Source organism: Streptomyces sp. ME19-01-6 (assembly GCF_033793745.1).
In the GTDB taxonomy this organism is placed as follows: domain Bacteria; phylum Actinomycetota; class Actinomycetes; order Streptomycetales; family Streptomycetaceae; genus Streptomyces.
Genome location: NZ_JARAXF010000064.1, coordinates 1 through 17953, shown reverse-complemented (window position 1 = coordinate 17953; position 17953 = coordinate 1). Strand labels below are relative to the sequence as shown.

Annotated in this window: 15 protein-coding genes and 4 pseudogenes; 10 read left to right on the top strand and 9 right to left on the bottom strand. The window is 66.1% G+C overall.

Annotated features, from left to right (window positions below; all coding sequences use genetic code 11):
- Window positions 1-270: 270 nt before the first annotated feature.
- Window positions 271-1020, top strand: a pseudogene (locus tag PV419_RS53720) (FAD-dependent oxidoreductase); the annotation flags it as partial.
- 28 nt (window positions 1021-1048) lie between these two features.
- On the opposite strand, the gene PV419_RS53715 reads toward PV419_RS53720, so the two are convergent.
- Window positions 1049-1507, bottom strand: a complete 459-nt coding sequence (locus PV419_RS53715; RefSeq protein ID WP_415925573.1) for an SDR family NAD(P)-dependent oxidoreductase — start codon at window positions 1505-1507, stop codon at window positions 1049-1051.
- Between the two features lie 216 nt (window positions 1508-1723).
- Here PV419_RS53715 and PV419_RS52165 point away from each other — a divergent pair, with 216 nt between their 5' ends.
- The 4 genes from PV419_RS52165 to PV419_RS52150 all read left to right on the top strand — a co-directional run bounded on the left by PV419_RS52165 (window position 1724) and on the right by PV419_RS52150 (window position 5791).
- Window positions 1724-2098 carry a cupin domain-containing protein gene (locus PV419_RS52165; protein ID WP_319701123.1) on the top strand — a complete coding sequence of 125 codons (375 nt, stop codon included), beginning with the start codon at window positions 1724-1726 and terminating at the stop codon, window positions 2096-2098.
- 232 nt (window positions 2099-2330) lie between these two features.
- Window positions 2331-3002 (top strand): MSMEG_1061 family FMN-dependent PPOX-type flavoprotein, encoded by a 672-nt coding sequence (locus PV419_RS52160; protein ID WP_319701122.1) that lies wholly within the window; start codon window positions 2331-2333, stop codon window positions 3000-3002.
- A gap of 224 nt (window positions 3003-3226) precedes the next feature.
- Entirely contained in the window at window positions 3227-4957 is a 1731-nt protein-coding gene (locus PV419_RS52155) for an IS1182 family transposase (protein ID WP_415925572.1), read from the top strand.
- A 219-nt stretch (window positions 4958-5176) separates the two neighbouring features.
- Window positions 5177-5791, top strand: a complete 615-nt coding sequence (locus PV419_RS52150; protein ID WP_319701121.1) for a transposase family protein — start codon at window positions 5177-5179, stop codon at window positions 5789-5791.
- Here PV419_RS52150 and istB read toward each other — a convergent pair.
- On the bottom strand, window positions 5758-6528 hold the full coding sequence (gene istB, locus PV419_RS52145; RefSeq protein ID WP_319701120.1) for an IS21-like element helper ATPase IstB: 771 nt from the start codon (window positions 6526-6528) through the stop codon (window positions 5758-5760). The two genes, PV419_RS52150 and istB, sit on opposite strands and share 34 nt — an antisense overlap.
- Window positions 6525-7943 carry an IS21 family transposase gene (istA, locus tag PV419_RS52140; protein ID WP_319701119.1) on the bottom strand — a complete coding sequence of 473 codons (1419 nt, stop codon included), beginning with the start codon at window positions 7941-7943 and terminating at the stop codon, window positions 6525-6527. Before istA ends, istB begins: the two co-directional genes overlap by 4 nt.
- Window positions 7944-8071: 128 nt before the next feature.
- Between istA and PV419_RS52135 the strand changes: the two genes are divergently transcribed.
- The 3 genes from PV419_RS52135 to PV419_RS53710 all read left to right on the top strand — a co-directional run bounded on the left by PV419_RS52135 (window position 8072) and on the right by PV419_RS53710 (window position 9909).
- Complete coding sequence (locus PV419_RS52135; RefSeq protein ID WP_319701118.1) at window positions 8072-8737, top strand: ISAs1 family transposase; 666 nt, start codon at window positions 8072-8074, stop codon at window positions 8735-8737.
- A 72-nt stretch (window positions 8738-8809) separates the two neighbouring features.
- Window positions 8810-9151 (top strand): hypothetical protein, encoded by a 342-nt coding sequence (locus PV419_RS52130; protein WP_319701117.1) that lies wholly within the window; start codon window positions 8810-8812, stop codon window positions 9149-9151.
- Between the two features lie 140 nt (window positions 9152-9291).
- On the top strand, window positions 9292-9909 hold the full coding sequence (locus tag PV419_RS53710) for a transposase domain-containing protein (RefSeq protein ID WP_415925571.1): 618 nt from the start codon (window positions 9292-9294) through the stop codon (window positions 9907-9909).
- Between the two features lie 33 nt (window positions 9910-9942).
- Here PV419_RS53710 and PV419_RS52125 read toward each other — a convergent pair.
- From PV419_RS52125 to PV419_RS52100, 6 genes and pseudogenes are all read right to left on the bottom strand, one after another.
- Window positions 9943-11099, bottom strand: a pseudogene (locus tag PV419_RS52125) (IS3 family transposase); the annotation flags it as partial.
- Between the two features lie 209 nt (window positions 11100-11308).
- A complete protein-coding gene (locus PV419_RS52120; protein WP_319701116.1) occupies window positions 11309-11569 on the bottom strand; it encodes a hypothetical protein in 261 nt (86 codons plus the stop codon).
- A gap of 3 nt (window positions 11570-11572) precedes the next feature.
- A complete protein-coding gene (locus tag PV419_RS52115; RefSeq protein ID WP_319701115.1) occupies window positions 11573-12127 on the bottom strand; it encodes a 3-phenylpropionate/cinnamic acid dioxygenase subunit beta in 555 nt (184 codons plus the stop codon).
- Window positions 12124-13455 (bottom strand): aromatic ring-hydroxylating oxygenase subunit alpha, encoded by a 1332-nt coding sequence (locus tag PV419_RS52110; RefSeq protein WP_319701114.1) that lies wholly within the window; start codon window positions 13453-13455, stop codon window positions 12124-12126. Before PV419_RS52110 ends, PV419_RS52115 begins: the two co-directional genes overlap by 4 nt.
- A gap of 145 nt (window positions 13456-13600) precedes the next feature.
- On the bottom strand, window positions 13601-14788 hold the full coding sequence (locus PV419_RS52105) for an ABC transporter substrate-binding protein (RefSeq protein ID WP_319701113.1): 1188 nt from the start codon (window positions 14786-14788) through the stop codon (window positions 13601-13603).
- 120 nt (window positions 14789-14908) lie between these two features.
- Window positions 14909-16494: pseudogene (locus PV419_RS52100) on the bottom strand (IS1182 family transposase).
- 65 nt (window positions 16495-16559) lie between these two features.
- Between PV419_RS52100 and PV419_RS52095 the strand changes: the two are divergent.
- Window positions 16560-17563, top strand: a pseudogene (locus PV419_RS52095) (IS5 family transposase).
- Between the two features lie 75 nt (window positions 17564-17638).
- On the top strand, window positions 17639-17953 hold a 315-nt coding region (locus PV419_RS52090), incomplete at its 3' end, for a transposase (protein ID WP_319701112.1).

Genomic DNA, 17953 nt, shown 5'->3' with positions numbered 1-17953 from the left:
CTTCCGGTGGCTCACGTACTACACCGCGCGACGGCGTCACAGCGCGCTGGCCTATCTGTCGCCGATGCAGTTCGAACAGCAGCATCACACGACCGCTAAACTCTCGCTCGCGGCATAAACCCCTGTGTCTACATTCCGGGGGTCACCTCAGTCAAGGATTCGTCCTCAAGGAGGACGTCTGGTCGCTCCAGGCCACCGCGCGAGAGCTCACGTTGGTGGACTGACGGCGACGGCACGCGGGGCAGACGAAAATGCGGGACCGCCGCAAGGATGCCCCGGGGCAGACGTGCCGACGCGGCCTCCGCCTTCAGCGAGGCGGCGTCGCGTCCGCCACCCGCGGGTCGGTACCCGGGTCATTTCATGTTGCCGTCTGAGTCGATCTGGTACTGGATGTTCGGCTCTGCCTTCACGACCAGCACCTGGGTCTCCTCGATGGACGTCTCGATGTGCTCCTCACCGGGGGAACGAAGTAGAACCAGCCAGCAGCGACCTTCTGCTCGTCCCCACCGCTGCTCTGCACGAGGATACGAGGGAGGTACCTCGCTGCTGAGCGCCGAACACACACTGCCCTACGACCGCACGTTCCTGTCCAAGCACGCCTTGACCCACAGCGCCGAGCCTGCCGAGTTCGCGCTGTGCACAGACGACGACCTGGCTTCATTCGAGCTGCGACTCGGCCGCCGAGCAGGGCAACTGCACCCGGCCGATCAAACAGCTCGCACTCGACGACAACACCACGATGGCCTTCGACGGCCTGTTCATCGCGACCGGAGCCGAGCCGATCTGGCCAGCATTCCTGCAGGGCTGGCCGGGGTCCACGTGCTCCGTGAAGCCGCCCACCTGCCCGGCCTGCGCGCCGACCTCGAACGCGCCGACCACGTGCTGGTCATCGGCGGCGGGTTCATCGGCGCCGAGATCGCCTCCGCCTGCCGGCAGGTCGGCAAACACGTCACCATCGTCGAACGCGAACCGGTGCTCATGGGCCGCGTCCTCGGAGCCCACCAAGGCGCCGCCTGGACCGAGATCCACCGCGCCCACGGTGCGCACGTCACCTCCGGGATCGGTGTCGCCCGCCTCGCGGCACGGCCGGCCGGGTCACCGGAGCCAACCTCACCGACGGCACCTTCGTCCCCGCCGACGCGGTGGTCGTCGGCGTCGGGGCACGCCCAGCCACAACCTGGCTCGAGGGCAGCGGCCTGACGCTGGGCGACGGGCTGCTCTGCGACGACCGACTCCGTCCCTGGCTGGACTCACGGAGATACGGGACTGCCGCCTGCACGATGGTGAAGGCGCCGCCGACGTTCAACCGCCATAGCTGCTCGAACTGCCCGAGCGTCCACTCCGACAACGAGCGGTTGGGGAAGCGACCGGCAGCAAGGACGACTATGTCGATGGCGCCGCTATCGCTTGCCGCCGTGCGTAGCGCGCTCTCGACGGCAGAGGGATTCGTGACATCGCAGGGGATGTGATTGGTCTCCTCGCAAACGTGCGGGGACGCACGCCTCATCGGCGCCACCCAGTCCGGGCCGCACTGGCCGTGGCCGACACCATCCTGGTCTCGGCCAACGGCGCCGTAGATAACGGCGGGCGCGTACACCAAAGAGCGGCTAGCGAGGCGCAATTGTCCACGTTCGGGTGACAGAGGGCTGCATCGCGAGCGCCCTACACTCTCTCGCAGACAAAGCTATTGGCGGGTCATCTGGTAGTCACGGAGGAGCACGCAATGCCAAAGTTCACGCAGGTCCACGAACGCGAGTGGATTCATGAGGATGTCGTCGGTCACGCCGTCGACCGCTGCAAGCTGTGGTACGACGGGCACGGCATCTCCTTCTCCCTTGTCAAGTGGCCAGCCAACTACGAACTGAGCCGACACCGCCACGAGACCTGGGTTGCCGTCTTCATCGTTGAAGGCTCGGCGCTCTGGCGCTCAGGCGATCAAGAACGCAAGGTCGAAGCGGGTGACTTCTACTTCGTCACCCCCGGTGAAGACCACGTCGAAACCTCAATCGAGGAAACAACCACCCTCGTGATCAAGGCCGAGCCCAACATCCAGTACCCCATCGACGAGGATGGGCAGCGCAGGGTCGTCGAGGCCTGAGGGCAAACAAATTGCCGCGCGCAAGATCGAGTTGAATTTGCCTTGGCTGCTGCAAAGTTCGTCTTGATGAAATCAGCCGGTTCTTCAATTGATTGGTACTGGCAGCAGCGCAGGATTGTACCGTGCACGCCGTTGACGAATCGATCTTGCTGTGAAGCAACTTGTCGAGCACCATGATTGCGAAGCGGCCCGGAAGGTTAGGCTGGCACTTCTAGGAGAGAGGTGGCATGCAATGTCAGATGACATCGCCGCTGGGATGAACACGGTAACAGGAAGTCGGCCTGCATCAGGCCGTTTCGCGACACACGAGGCGTTGCAGGAGTTCTACGGACCAGCAGCAGATGTGGGTTTGAGGGCGCACCTGACCTACATCCATGAGCATTATGCGACGTTCATCCGTCGATCGCCATTTGTCGTTGTCGGGACGAGCGATGTCGACGGTATGCCCTGCGTGTCGCCTAAGGGAGACGCCCCAGGCTTCGCCACAGTCATCGACCAGCATACCATTTTGTTGCCGGACCGCCCGGGTAACAACCAGATTAATGGCCTGCACAATCTTCTGGACAACCCAAAGATATCACTTCTGTTCATGATCCCCGGCATACGTGAAACGCTGCGAGTGAAAGGTCTCGCATCGATTATCGCCGATGCGGATGTCGCCGCGAGTTGCACAGCCAGAGGAAAGTTGCCACCGGTCGTGCTCGAGATTGAGGTCACCGACATATATATTCACTGCGGAAAGGCTCTTATTCGTTCCTCGCTCTGGAACCCGGAAACCAGAGTTGAGCGGAACGAAGTGCCAACCATCGGCAAGATGTTTGCCGATCAGAACTCGGACCTGCCAATCAGCGCCGCAGAAGGCGATGCCTTGGCGGAACGCGTCTATCTCGAGACGTTGTACTGATGATGAAGTAGGTCCCACGGATGTTGAAGCATATTCAGCCGAAGGTTCGTTCCGTCAGCCACGGGGGTAGCACCTTGGAAATCTTGACCGTGATCAAGCTGACAACGATCGGGCTGATCGCCGACCGCTGGGGGCGATGACCTCGTCATAACGACCAGTTGGGAGATCGAAAAAGTACGCCTGCTAGCCCCAATGCCGTGACTCTGTTGGTGATCTTGTCCGGGATGCTGACGGCGGGGCTGTGGGGTGCTCTGCTGGAGGAGTGCGGGGTGGCCTCGGGTTCGGGGGGTGTGGGTGTGGTGTCGTTACGGCCGAGGAGTTTTCAGCGGATTCCGGTGAGGACGGTGCGTACGGCGTGGGCGGCGTGTCCGAAGGGGACGCCGGCGATGCTGGTGCGGGATCGGTTGGATGTGCTGTTTGAGGATGAGGAGTTCGCCGGGCTGTATCCGTCTGATGGCCGTCCGGGGTTCTCGCCGGGGCAGTTGGCGCTGGTGTCGGTGTTGCAGTTCGCGGAGAACCTGTCGGACCGTGCTGCGGCGGATGCCGTGCGCACGAGGATCGACTTCAAGTACGCGCTGGGTCTGGAACTGGAGGATCCGGGGTTCGACTACTCGGTGCTCAGTGAGTTCCGGGCCCGGCTGGCGGAGGGGGATGCCGCTGACCGGCTGCTGCGGGTGATGCTGAAACGGCTGGTGGAGGCCGGGCTGCTGAAATCCGGGGGCCGTCAGCGCACCGATGCCACCCACGTGCTTGCGGCGGTCCGCACCCTCAGCCGGCTGGAGCTGGCCGGCGAGACACTTCGGGCCGCGTTGGAGGAGCTGGCCGAGGCCGACGAGGACTGGCTGCTGCCCTTGATCGAGCCGGAGTGGCGCAAGCGCTACGGGCGTAAAGTCGAGATCGGCAAGGTCCCCGGCGGGAAAGCCGCGGTCACCGCGATGGCGGAGACCTTCGGCCGGGACGGCCAGAAGATCCTCACCGCCGTCTGGGCATCCCACGCTCCGCCCCGGCTGCGGGCGTTACCGCAGGTGGAGATCCTGCGTCAGGTCTGGGTCCATCACTACTACTGGGAGCCACGCGGACGGCTGCGCTGGCGCGACGGTCACGCGCTGCCCCCGGCTCACCTGCGGTTCGACTCCCCTTACGACACCGACGCCCACTACTGCGTCAAGCGGGACACCGCTTGGAGCGGCTACCGGGTCCACCTGACCGAGACCTGCGACACCGACCGGCCCGAGGTGGCCATCCACGTGGCCACCACGATCGCCCCGGTGCAGGACGGCGAACTCACAGAGCAGATCCACGGCGACCTCGCCGACGCCCGCCTTGTCCCGTCCGAACATGTCGTCGATGCCGCCTACATCGCCCCGGCCCGGATCGAACGCGCCCGCCGGGTCCACGGCATCACCCTGCTGGGCCCGGTGGTCCCCGACCACAGCCACCAGGCCAAAAGCGGTGGCGGCTTCGACAAGTCCGCCTTCGCCGTGGACTGGGACAACGAGCAGGCCACCTGCCCTCGCGGGCAGGTCAGCCGGAACTGGGGGCCACTGCGCATCGACGGACACGACTACATCCAGGTCCGCTTTGACAAGACCACCTGCCTGGCCTGCCCCGACCGCCCCCAGTGCACCACCTCAGCCACCCGGCCCCGCGCACTCGCGCTCCTGCCCACCCGCGAACTCCACGAAATCCAGACCCGCAGCCGGCTGGACCAGCAGACCAGGGACTGGCAGCGGCGTTACGCGATCCGCGCCGGGATCGAAGCCACCCTCTCCCAGAACGTCCGCACCTGCGGCCTGCGCCGCACCCGCTACCGCGGCCTCGCCAGAACCCACGTCCAGCACGTCCTGACGGCCCTGGCCTGCAACCTCACCCGCATCGCCGACTGGATCGCCGAGCCCACGACCACCCACCGCCGGTCAACACGTTTCCACGCACTGTGCACCGCCACCGCATGACCTCGGAAGATCACCAACAGAGTCACGCCGTTCGGTTAGGGGTTCGACTGGCGGCGCAATGCTCGGCGTTTCGGCTGGTGATACGGGTGCAGGGCTTCGGCGTAGTCGCGTGACGCCCGGTTCGTGGTGATCTGTTGGCTCAGCGCGCTCTCGGAACGTGACAGGCACGGCTTACAAGATCATGGAGTTCTCTACGCCCCGTGACCCAAGTGGAAGACCGTGCCTGCCGACGCACCATCGCCGATCCCGCCTGCCCTTGACCAACTGCGCGAGAAACTACAGGTCGAACGAGAGGAAGTCCCGGGCCTGCTGGAGCGGCTGGCCAAGGTGCCGGACCCGCGTGATCCGCGCGGGGTGCGCCATCGCCTGGCCGTCGTGCTCGCACTCACCGCGTGCGCGGTGCTGGTCGGAGCGACCTCGCTGCTGGCGGTCGGTGAGTGGATCGCGGATGCCCCGGAGTATGTCCTGGAACAGGTCGGTGCCCACACCGATCCGCTTCTGCCCAGGCGGGTCCTCCCCGCCGAGACCACGGTCCGCCGGCTGCTGGCCCGCATCGACGGCGATGCCCTGGACCGAGCCGTCGGGAGCTGGCTCGCGGACCGCCGACCGAAGACGACCGGGGCCGCCGGGCTGCGCGGCCTGGCTGTGGACGGTAAGAGCCTGCGTGGCGCGGCCAAGGCGAAGGACCGGAAGATCCATCTGCTTGCCGCGCTGGATCACACCACCGGCCTGGTCCTTGCCCAGTTGTCCCCGTACTCGCCTGAGTGCACCACCAAGTACAGAGGTATGTGCACCACTGCTCAAGCCACGTCGGTGTCCCGCTCGATAGCTTGAAGGCGGTTCTTCAGCCGGCAGCTGTTGCCGTTGATGGAGACGACCTCGCAGTGGTGCAGGAGGCGGTCGAGGATCGCGGTGGCGAGGACCTCATCTCCGAACACCTGTCCCCATTCTCCGAAGGTCTTGTTCGAGGTCAGGATGATGGAGCCCTTCTCGTAGCGCTTGGAGATCACCTGGAAGACCAGATTCGCCTCGGCGCGTTCGAGGGGCTGGTAGCCGACCTCATCGACCACGAGAACGCTGGGCCGCAGGTAGGTGCCGAGCTTGTTGACCAGCCGCCCGGCGGCTTCGGCGGTCTTGAGGCTGCGGACTATGTCGTCGAGGGTCGTGAAGTAGATCGAGTAACCGGCCCGGCAGGCCGCGACCGCGAGGGCGACGGCGATATGCGTCTTGCCGACCCCGGGCGGCCCGAGCAGGGCTGCGTTGGCCTTGGCCTCGACGAACGAGAGGGTGGCGAGGTCCTTGATCTTGCGGGGGTCGAGGTCGGGCTGGAAGGAGAAGTCGTACTCATCCAGCGTCTTGTGGTGCGGCAGCTTCGACGTCCGCAGTCCGCTGCGGAAGCGGCGGTCCTCACGGACCGCGAGTTCCTCAGAAAGGACCAGGTCGAGGAAGTCGAGGTAGCCCATCTTCGCCTCGTCGGCCCGGCGGGTGAACTCGTTGATGGTCTCCGCGAGATGAGGCAGACCGAGCTTGCCAGCCGTGATGCGGATGCGATTGCCGGTCAGCTGGCTCAAGAGAGTTCCCTTGTCGTTGGGTTGGTGGTGAAGGGGCGGGTGCCGGTCAGTTCGTCGTAGACGGACAGCGGGCGGCGGCCGACCTCGACGCTGGCGGCAGCGGCCCGGTTCAACAGGGCTTGCAGCGGGCCGGCCGCAGGCCCCAGAGGCTGGTTGCGGCGGGGCGGGGGCATGGCATCGCCGGTGGTGACGCGACGTCCAGCTCCGGTGGGCAGCCCGTCCCAGTGCCTCTCGTCCACGATCCGGGCGCCGCGGCCGACCGCCCGTGGATGGGTGGCCAGCAGGGTTTCCCCGTCGGCGCCGGCAGCGGTGGAGTGCAGGGTGACCTGTGACTTGGTCACCCGGATCTCGACCAGCTGGCGTGGGCGGACCTTGCGGGCGGGCACCGAGTAGAGGTTTGCGTCGAAGGCGACCAGGCAGTCCTTCCCGACGTGCCGCAGATGCCGTTGGGCCACCACATAGGGAGTCGGCGGCAGTGGCCGCAGGGCCACGTGATCCCGCACCGCCCGGTGTCCGATGATCTCGCTGTGGGTGCCGTGCACCTTCGCCCGCCGCAGCGGCACCCAGGCCAAGAAGGCGGCGTTCATCTCGTCGATCGAGGAGAAAGCCCGTCCGGCCAGCACATGGTCGCGGACGATTAGGACTTGCCGCTCGACCCGGCCCTTGCCCTGAGGCCGGTAGGCGGCCAGCACGTCGATGTCGAAGTCGTAGTGCCCGGCGAACGCGACGGCTTCCGGGTGCAGCGGGACTGCCTCGCCCGGCGCGACGTGTCGGCGCACGACGGTCTTGGTGCGGTCGTAGACGATCGTCATCGGCACCCCGCCGAAGTGCGCGAATGCGGCCCGGTGGCAGTCGAAGAAGCTTGTCAGGTCCTGGCTGGTGGTGAAGCAGCAGAACGGGTCGCGTGAGTACGACAGCGTCATGTGGAACGAGTAGACCTTGGGGATCCCGACGTGGGCGAGGATCTTGCCCTCATCCCCCCAGTCGACCTGGGCTTGGGCGCCCGGGACCACCTCGAACCGCCGGTGCAGGCCGGCCAGTTCGCCCGGGCTGATGCCGAGCTCCTCGGCGATCCGCGGCCGGGCCTCCTGAAGGTAGATCTTGACCCGTTGGTAGTTGATGGTGACCCCGTACTCCGACACCAGGCGCTCATGGATTACGGATGCCTTCAGCAGGATTTCCGACCTGAGCATCCCGTCGATGAGCAGGGCGACCTCGTCGACCGCCCGTCGATGCTGCCGGCCATCCACCGTCCGTTTCGGCGGTGCGACTGGAGCCTCGCCCGACAAGTACTTCGTGACCGTACGGCGGTTGAGCCCAGTCTCCTTCGCGATCTCCCGCAGGCTCATCGCACCGGACTCGTACAGACCGCGGAACCGCCTCAACTCCAGCCAGCGATGCGGATCCAAGACCACCTCAGCCGCCCCTCTGCCACCCCGAAACCGACAGCAGAAGACTCGCGGCACCCACCCGCCACCGCATTAACTTTGGTGCACTCTCATCCGTACGAGGTGGTGCACGTTCACTTGTACGCGGACACCAGTTGGACGTCGGCGAGAAGACCAACGAGATCACCTGTTTCCAGCCGCTGCTGGACACCATCGCCGACCTGGTCGGCGTCGTGGTCACCAGCGACGCCATGCACACCCAGCGCGAGCACGCCGACTACCTCCTCGGCCGCGCAGCGCACTACATCGTGATCGCCAAGGGCAACCAGAAGAAGCTGCGCAGACAGCTCAAGTCCCTTCCCTGGAAGGACATCGCGCTTCAGGGAAGCACCCGGGGCGTCGGCCACGGTCGCTCGGAGATCCGTCGGATCAAGGTCGCCACGGTGAACAACCTCCTCTTCCCCGGAGCCCGCCAGGCCGTCCAGATCAAGCGCTGCCGAACCGACCGCAAGACCGGCAAGACCACCGTCAAGACGGTCTACGCCGTCACCAGGCTGGCCGCCGAACTGGGCACCCCGTCCCAGCTGGCCCGGCTCGTCCGCGACCACTGGGCGATCGAGGTCCTGCACCATGTCCGCGACACGACCTTCACCGAGGACGCCTCCCAGCTGCGGACCGTCAACGCGCCCCGCGCGATGGCCACCTGGCGCAACCTCGCCATCGGAGCCCTCCGAGCAGCCGAAACGAAGAACATTGCGGCCGGCCTCCGCCACTACGCCCGCGATCCCCGACGACCCCTCGCACTCCTCGGCTTCAAGTGATCACAAACCGCGCGTCACGCGTCTACGCCGAAGCCCCGGGCCGAGGATGAGCGGCCGTGGGACTCTAAACGAATGTCATCAGCGCTTCACGTCAACGAGTCGATCATCATCCCCGAAGACCAACTGCGTTGGAACCTCCCCGCGGACCCGTCGATCGGCCGGGCCGATCCCACCCTGGGCGGATTCATCACCGAACTCAGCCTCGACGTCACCACTTGCACTGGACTGAACTCGCAGCAGCGTCAAAGGATCCGCGATCGAGTCGACAGCTTCCACCGCACCGGGGACGTCATCGTGTCAAACGCCGACGGCGTGATTACCGTGAAGGTCGACTGGGTCATCGAATACCCCAAGTCCGCACGCGTCGCGCGGGAACGTCTGGCCGCAGTGCTGCGTGACGCCTTGGCCCCGTAACGAAGGCTTGCCCCGGACGGCGAGACAACCTCGCCGTCACCACTCCACCGTTACAACCGGGCCGAAGCCCTGGATACGGGTGCAGCCCCTGTAGTGGTTCTCGGGTCCGCCAAGACTCGTGTTCCTCCACAAGGGCTGCAGTGTCCGATTCTGTCATCACGCATGCTCCCGGCGCGTTGGCCGTGGGGCACCTGGGCGAGTTGACCCAGGTTGTTCCGTTCGAGCTCGTCGATGAGGCACTCGCCTGTGCGGGCGGTATGCAGCATCGGATGCGGCGGCTTCCGTCCCGGGTGGTGATCTACCTCCTCCTCGCAGGCGCGCTGTTCACCGGGCAAGGCTGGACGCGGGTCTGGTCCCATCTGACCGCCTCGCTCCCTGTGCCGCTGCCCTCACCGGCGCCTTCGTCGATCACGGCTGCGATGCGACGGGTCGGTCCCAAGCCGTTGAAAGCACTGTTCGACCTGGTCAAAGGCCCCGCAGCGGTGACCGCGACACAGGTGACACGGTTCTCGGACAGGCTGGTGGTCGCGATCGACGGCACCCAGATACCACTGCCGGACACGCCCGCGAACGTGTCGGTGTTCCCCAAGGCGAAAGCCGGGCCGAACGGGCCGGCCGGTTACCCGATGCTGCGGCTGATCGCGCTGGTGGCCTGCGGGACCAGAACACTCCTGGACGTGGTCTTCGGCACCGATGCCACCGGCGAGCTGACCTACGCCGGTGACCTGGTTGCCACGGGCCCTGACCCTTGGTCGTAGACACCGGTTGTCATGCGGCAGAGGCCAGCGAGTTGATCGTTGCTCGAAGGCGATCGGGCTGATCTGGCCGAGGCGGGAGTGCCTTCTTCGGGTGTTGTAGCGGGTCGCCCAGCGGAAGACCGCGAGCCGGGCCTCGCGCGCCCCGGTCCACCGCTTCTTCCCCTGCAGCGTCTCCCGTTTCAGGGATGCGTTCAGCGATTCCGCGGCGGCGTTGTCCGCGCTGGTGCCCACCGCACCGCGCGACCTGACCACACCGAGGTCCTCGCAGACCTGGGCGAACTCCTTGGAGGCGTATTGCGCCCCGTTATCGCTGTGGAAGATCGCCCCGCGCAGGCCGTCGGCGCCCCGGACCGCGGCCGCGGCCTTGAGTGCGTCGGTGACCAGCGAGGTGCGCATGTGGTCGGCGATCGACCAGCCCGCCAGTCGCTTCGAGCACAGGTCCAACGCCGTGGCGAGGTAAAGGAATTGACCGCCTCCGATGGGCAGGTAGGTTATGTCGCCCACGTACCGGGTGTTCGGTGCGATCGCGGTGAAGTCGCGCCGCAGCAGGTCCGGCACCGGCGTCGCAGCCGGCTCGGGGATGGTGGTGCGGACCTTCTTGCGCAGGTGCCGTCCGACAATGTTGAACTTCCGCATGACGCGTGCCACCCGCTTGTGGTTGACCCGCTCACCCTCGTCACGGAGCTCGGCTGTCACGCGTGGAGCCCCGTAGGTGCCGTCGGACTCGGTGTGGATCTCGGTGATGCGCTCGGCGAGTTCGGCATCGGCCCGGGCCCGCTCGGCCCGCGCGTCCGCGTCGGCCAGCCACCGGTAGAACCCGGATCGGGAGACGGTCAGGACCTGGCACAGCCGCTTGACACCGAAGGCGCCACGGTGATCGTCGACGAACTGGAAGCGGCTGCTCACCAGCTGGTCTCGCCCGCAAAATACTTCGCGGCCCTCCGCAAGATCTCCCGCTCGAGCTCGAGTTCTTTCACCCGCGCCCGCAGCTGCCGGTTCTCCTTCTCCATCGTGGTGGCCTCGCCCGCCCCGGGCCGGGCCGCCTGCTCAGCATCCCGCACCCACGTGCGGAGCGTCTCGTGGTTGACACCCAGGTCCTTGGCCACCGACGCATACGTCCCACCCGGACTGGCGTGGTACAGCGCGACGGCATCCGCCCGGAACTCAGGCGAGTACTTCGACGTCCCCAACGGGAACTCCTGTTCTTCGGATCCTCACGATCCAATGATCAGGGTGTCCACGATCGAGGGGTAACGCCCCTTGCTCCCAACAGCCAGGTGTTGCGACGACCGGTTGATTTCGCCCTCACCAAGCCGCGGCAGCGAAGCAACGAGGCGCCCGCCGAGGAGGCATCCACGACGGGCGCCTCACCCTGCCCTTGACAAGCGACCCTTACATATCAGCCCGGGGTCGCGGTAGGGCGATCGTTTCCAGGCACCGTCCCGACGAGGATGGCTGTGAGCTCTTCTGCCGGCACTGCAGCCAGTGCCTCCAGGACGACAGCGTCGATCATGGATTCGGCACCCGAACGAGGCGCTACGACGTGCAGCCGGGTGCCGTTCCCATGAGCAACTCTTCGCACGACCGCCTCGGCGAACTCGTTTGCGATGCGCAGCTCGGGCTCGTGGTCGACGTTCTGCTGATCTGTCACCGTGTTCACCGCCTAGAAGAACATCGAAAGATTGTGAGCGCCAAGCGTCGTCTGATCGAGCATCACCAGACGGCGCGAGATACGGAGGCCGTTCGGGGAATCGCGCAGGCAATCGACACGCTGCGCCGAGAGCAGGTCGTAGGCAACCGAGTCTCCCCGACTGCGGAACACCAGCTCATTGGAGACGACGTGAAACTCGTCGGAGGCCCGGCCCGGCGCCACCATCACGTTGGCGACGTAGTGGCGCACGCGCGATGGCGGCTGCTCGGACCACGCGAACTCGGTATGCAGACGCTCGACGCGAATCTCCAAGGTCTGCTTGTTGTCGTCGAACGCTCGGCTTCGTGAGAACGCCTCCTGCCCTTCCTCCCTGTTCACCCGGACTGGGAGCTCGTAGCGCGCATCCTCGGTGAAGAGATCGACCCAGTCACGGAAGCGACGCTCGTCGAGTAGCCACGACTCGTAGTGCAGGAAGTGGCGCACGCGCCGCTCGGTGTCCGCGGGAACAGCCGGCTCGGGTCCCATGGCAACAAGGGCTTCGGCAGCATTCACGTTCGTGGCAGTCACTGGGCCGCCCCGTCCCGCTCGCCCAGCAGGTAGGCCGCCCACGTCCCCCACAGATTGCGGAAGTTCGAGTCGTTCATGTAGGGCTTGACCACTTTTCCGGGGCCGGGATAGTCTGTCACCGGCTCGGCGTCCATCCCCATCACGTAAGGCAGGTCAACCTCGCGGATCGCGCTACCGTTCAGCTGGTTGGTGATGTTGTTGAAGTTCTCCATGTCATCCTGTTCGAACATCCCGCCGGGACCGAACGCGAGCGTGTATGCCCGATACGCCTCTTCCTTGAACTCGGGCGACGCGTCCTTCGGCAGCAGGCACCACGACGTCAGCCGCATCCGACCGGGCCCGAGAGACTGCGCCTGACGCATCGTGGTGAACCGGACCCCTAGTTCACCCGGGATGCGGCTGAACGGCTGGCTCAGGAAGTTCAGATTCGGGAACACCAGCCCGACCGCGGTGCGTACCTGGTTGAACGCCTCCCTCTGACCGGCGGTCAGGGTCTTGTCGAGTCCCGCGATGACGTCGTCGGGATACCCGATGAAGGGCGGGAGTCCCGGAGTCTCGCCGAGCCCGATCCCGTGCCCCTTGCCCGGAATGTGGGCCGCGTGGCCGATGCTGTGGGTCGCCCCGGAAGAGGCGAAGTAGCCGAGGTGGAAACCGAACTGGTGGGTCACGGGCGTGTGGTAGCCGTCGCCCGAGCCGTTCTCTGCCCACAGTTTCCAGTTGCAGTTCGACTCCCACACATCCGGCGGCCCATACACCTCGACACCGCCTTCGCCAGGCTTGAGGTAGTAGTCGAGGTAGAACTGAAACCCGCCGAGGAAGTCACTCAGTGGCTCGACGTCGGGGTTGAGGCTGCCAAAGACCAGGCCTTCATAGGTCTCGATCTTGACAGGTAGAAGTCCCCACTCCTTCTTGTCGAGCTGGTCACCGAAAGCTTGCTTGTGGTACGGGACGGCGACCAGTTCGCCGCTGTTCTTGTACACCCAGCCGTGGTAGGAGCATCGGAAGTGCGATGAGTTCCCGATGTCCGACTTGCACATCTGATTGCCGCGGTGGCGGCACATGTTGAGGTGTGCGTGCACTACGCCGTCCTCGTCGCGCGCGACGAGGATCGAGTTGTCAGCAATTGCCCGGAGGACGTAGTCACCCGGCTTCGGCAGTTCGGACTCATGAGCAAGGAAGTTCCAGACCTGGCTGAAGATCTTCGACTTCTCGAGTTCATAGATGCCCTGGTCATTGAAGATCTTGGCGGGCAGAACCCCCCGACCGATCCCATCAGCGACTCGAGCGGCGAGTTCGAGCGCCGCGCCCGACTCCGACGTGATTGTCATGTGAACCCTCCTGTGATTGGGACTGGTCGCAGCGTGCCCGGCTACCAGTTCTTGAACGCTATGCCTCGCCTAGCGGGCGCAGGGTGACCCCGGGGAGTACTTTTGCGGCGCGAACCCGCCGGGAAACCGAGTAGGCGCAGCAGCCCTACGGCACGGGCAACGTGTCGATGGTGACGTTGCGCAATCCGTCATCGGTTCGTCGAACCTCAGTGAGGTAGTGCTGCCCAACGATGGTGCGCGTGTCGTCAAACGACAGCTCGCCTCGCACTCCGTTGACAACTTCCAGGTCGGCGAGCGCCTCGTTGATGCCGGCCCGGTCGACGCCGTCGTTGAGGTCGGACAGCGCCGCGTCGAGGATGGCCCCGACGTCGTACGTCGTCGCCGCAGGAGTGCTGGGGAGCGTCTCGTACTGCTCGCCATACGCCTCGACGAAGTCCGGGTTCTCAGCGTTGTCCAGGTCCCAGTTGTAGCGAATGGAGTTCCTGACACCAAGAGCGGCGTCCCCTTCGGCGTCGATGGCCGAACCATCAGTGAGGAACGTCCCGTACAGCTCGATGTCGGGAGTGATCCCGAAGGAGGCAGCCTGCGTGGTGAACTCGATGGCTTCGCCGCCCGCGTAGAAGCAGAAGATCTGCTTGGCACCTGAGGCCCGGATCTTTGCCAGGTATGCCGAATAGTCGGAGGTCGTGCCGAACGGAGTGAACGACTCGCCTGCAATTTGCTCGGATGGAAAAGTCTCCTTGAACCCGTCGAGTGTCTCGTGCCCGGCCGAGTAGTCCGGAGCGATCAGGTAGACGTCGCCTGCTGTGCCGTCTTCCGCCAGGTACTTTCCCAGCGCGCGGCCGGGGTCGCCGTTGTCGTAGGCGGCCCGCCACACCCAGTCCGAGGCCAGTTCATCACCGAGCGGCACTGTTCCGGTGTTGCCCAGCAGGACTGGCACCTGCGAACCGTCGAAGATGTCGCGGCTGCCCAGTGCCGTCGGCCCGGTCGTCACTCCGGCCACTGCGTCGACCTGATCCTGTTGGACCAGCCGTGTCGCCCCAGTGACGCCGCTTTGCGGGCTGTCGCCCTCATCGACGGTCACCACCTCGACCTTGCGGCCGCCGAGCTCGCCACCGTGCTGCTCGAGGTAGAGCTGAAATCCCTGTTCCATGTCACGCCCGACCGAGGCATATACCCCGGACCGTGCCACCAGGAGACCGATCTTGACGGTGTCGTCATCGCTTCCGCCGTCGTCGCCTCCGAGCGATGCCGAGCCGCAGGCGCTCGTGGTGACGAGGATCAAGGTGGCGAGACCGAGGCGCGCGTGGCGCAGAAGCTGTCGCCGGTGCATGGTGGACCTCCTGCCGATCATCGAACGCGGTCGGTTCGACGTCGGTAGCCGGTGACGCTAGAAGGCTGCTGAAGATCTTGTCGTGGGCTGTCCGGCCGTAGGCCGGACGGCCCTTCTTGCTTATGGGGTGGCCGGGGTGAGGTGCCAGTTGCCGTTGGCCCGGGTGAGTCCGAGGTTGATCAGTCGGCGGAGGTTGAGGGCGGCGGCGCGGTGGTGGAGCCAGATGTTGTTGGCGATGACGCCGCGGTGGGGGACGCGGCGGTTGCCCTTGGCGACCAGCCAGGCGATGGCGCGTTCGACGGGGGCCGCCATCTGCGGTATTCGTCCTGCCAGACGGGGTCGGTGGCCGCCTGGTGGCGGGCGGCGGTGAGCAGTTCGTGCTGGGGGTGGACGTTGAGGGTGCGCCCGGTCTTGGACGTGGTGCAGCGTCCGCGCAGGGGGCAGTCGGCGCACAGACGCTTGAACTGGGCGGTGCGGGCGCCGTTCGCTTTGATCTGTCCGAGGTTGGCGGTGTGTCCGGCCGGGCAGGTCGCGGTGCCGACCGCCGGGTCGATGTGGAAGTCGTCGATGGTGAAGCCGCCGGGGATGGCCTGCCGCAGCGGTGGCGGCTTGATCACCAAGGTGTGACCGCCGGCCTGCAGATGTGCACGCAGGTCACCGGTGCCGTATGCGGAGTCGCCGAGCACGGTTAACTCCTGGCCCTCCTCCTCGTCGGCCAGCAGATCGGCCGCGACGGCGGCCTCGTGGTTGTCGGGGCCGTAGCCGCTGGTGAGGGCGACCGCGGTGAACAGGCCGGTCTCCGGCTCGAAGGACGCATGCCCTTTGAAGCCGTCCTGGTGGCGGGTGCGGTTTTTGTGGATGTGGCGTGCGTGAGGATCGACGGTGGATACGGTCCGGTCCGCGACCGTGCGCTTCGCGATGCGCCAGCGTCCGTCACGTCCGTCGGAGTCCTCGGCCGGCTCCACGTCCTGGCCCGCGACCAGGGCCAGCAGGCCCACCGCGTTCGCCGCCCTCTCGCCCAGTTCCTGGTCGGGCAGGTGCCCGAGAAGGTTGAGGACGTCGGTGACCAGCGCGTCGACCAGCGCGGCCCGCGCTTGCTCGTCGTCCCAGGCGATCCTCGGCTTGCCCGGATCGGTGTAGTCGTGCGCGCGGCACCACTGCGCCGCCGTCTCCTCGCCGCCGGGGACCTCGCGGATCACCCGGCGGACCGCGGAGATGATCTGGGTGACGGTGTCCTGGGTGGCCACCGCGTCGTCCAGGACGGTGGAGTCCAGCGCCCGCCGCTGCTTGCCCTTGAGCACCCCGGTCGCGGCCACGACCTCCTTGACCTTGGTGAAGATCCGCGTCGGATCGGCCGAGTGACGCAGCCGACGCCGGAAGTACGTCAGCAGCGACGGATCGAACGCCGTGTCGTACAGGCCGAGCCCGCAGGCCGCCTTCCACCGCAGGTCACACCGCAGTTCCTGAACCGTCTCGAAGTCCGACAACCCGTGCAGGCTCTGCAGCACCACCGTTGCGGCCAGCACCTGCGGCGGCAGACTCGGACGGCCGTTGGACGAGGGATACATGTCCGCAAACATCCCTGGCGGGAACAGCACCTCGCGATGCTGGGCCAGGAACGCGAACACGCTCCCGGCCGGGATCAACTCCCGGCACGTCTCCCACACATCCGGCCCGACCATCTCCCCGGCCCATTCCCCTTGCATGCCTACAAGACTGGCTCTGCGGGATTCGCCCTCGCGGCGGGGCCTGAACCGGTAGATCTTCTTCCGTGACACGAGTGCAACTGACGGATGCAGAGTGGGAGTTCATCGGGCCGTACCTGCCGATCGGCGAGTACGGCCCGTACCCCGAGCGGCTGCGGCAGCAGTTCGAGGGTGTGATCTGGCGGTTCAAGACCGGCGGACAGTGGCGGGAGATGCCGCAGGAGTTCGGTGCCTGGTCGACCGTCCACAACCGCTTCCGGCAGTGGCGTGACGCCGGCGTCTTCGAGGCTCTGCTGGAGGGCATGATCGCGGAAGCGTCGAAGCGTGGTGAGGTGGACCTGTCCCTGGTCAGCATCGACTCCACCACAGCGCGTGCTCACCACGACGCGGCCGGGATGCACCTGGGCGAGGACGTCGTCGACGCGCTGGAGAAGGCTGCCGCCGAGGCGGAGAAGGCGAGGTCAAAAGGGGCAGCCCCGAAGAACAAGACGGACATGACACCGGGATCGATCCCGAGCGCGAGGAGCGACGACGCATCCCGCGTCGGCGAAAAATCCGGCTGAAGGCCGCCCTCCTGGGACGCTCCAGGGGCGGGCAGACCAGCAAGGTTCACCTGGCCGCCGATCGCAAGTGCCGCCCGCTGGTGTTGGTACTGACCGCGGGGCAGGCTGCGGACAGCCCGCAGTTCATCCCCGTGCTGGGGAAGATACGGGTCCGTGGCCCCATCGGCCGCCCCCGCACCCGGCCGGACGCGGTCGCCGCCGACAAGGCCTACTCCTCCCGCACCAACCGGGCCCACCTGCGCAGACGAGGCATCAAGGCAGTCATCCCGGAGAAGAGGGACCAGGCCGCCAACCGGAAGAAGAAGGGCTCCGCGGGCGGTCGGCCCGTCAGCCACGACGCCGACCTCTACAAGGAGAGGAACACCGTCGAGCGCCTGATCAACAAGCTCAAGGCCTGGCGAGGCATCGCCACCCGATACGACAAGAACCCGGACAGCTACCTCGCCGGCCTCCATCTGCGCGCCTCGATGATCTGGATCAAGGACCTCACCCGGACCACCGATTGATCACGACTCGATACGTGCCCTAGTAGGACTCCGTTAGGTCTGTGTGTCGGTCTTGTTCAGGGGCACGCTGAGTGTGTGGATGCACATGAAGTGAATCGTGTTCGAGCGACGTTGGCGTTATTCGTGGCGGACGTGTTCGCCTCAGTGCCGCGGAAGGACCAGCGGGCCAAGGGCGACTGCTACCTGCGGGGACTGATGATGGACGGTCGCCGCAAGTCGATCCAGGCCATGGCCGCTCGGCTGCCGGACGGCAACGAGCAGAACCTGCAGCAGTTCGTGAACCAGTCCACGTGGGATCCGGTGCCGGTGCGCCGGCGGATCGCCGAGCGGATGGTGCCGCAGATCGGCCCAAACGCCTGGGCGGTCGATGACGTGTCGTTCCCCAAGGAC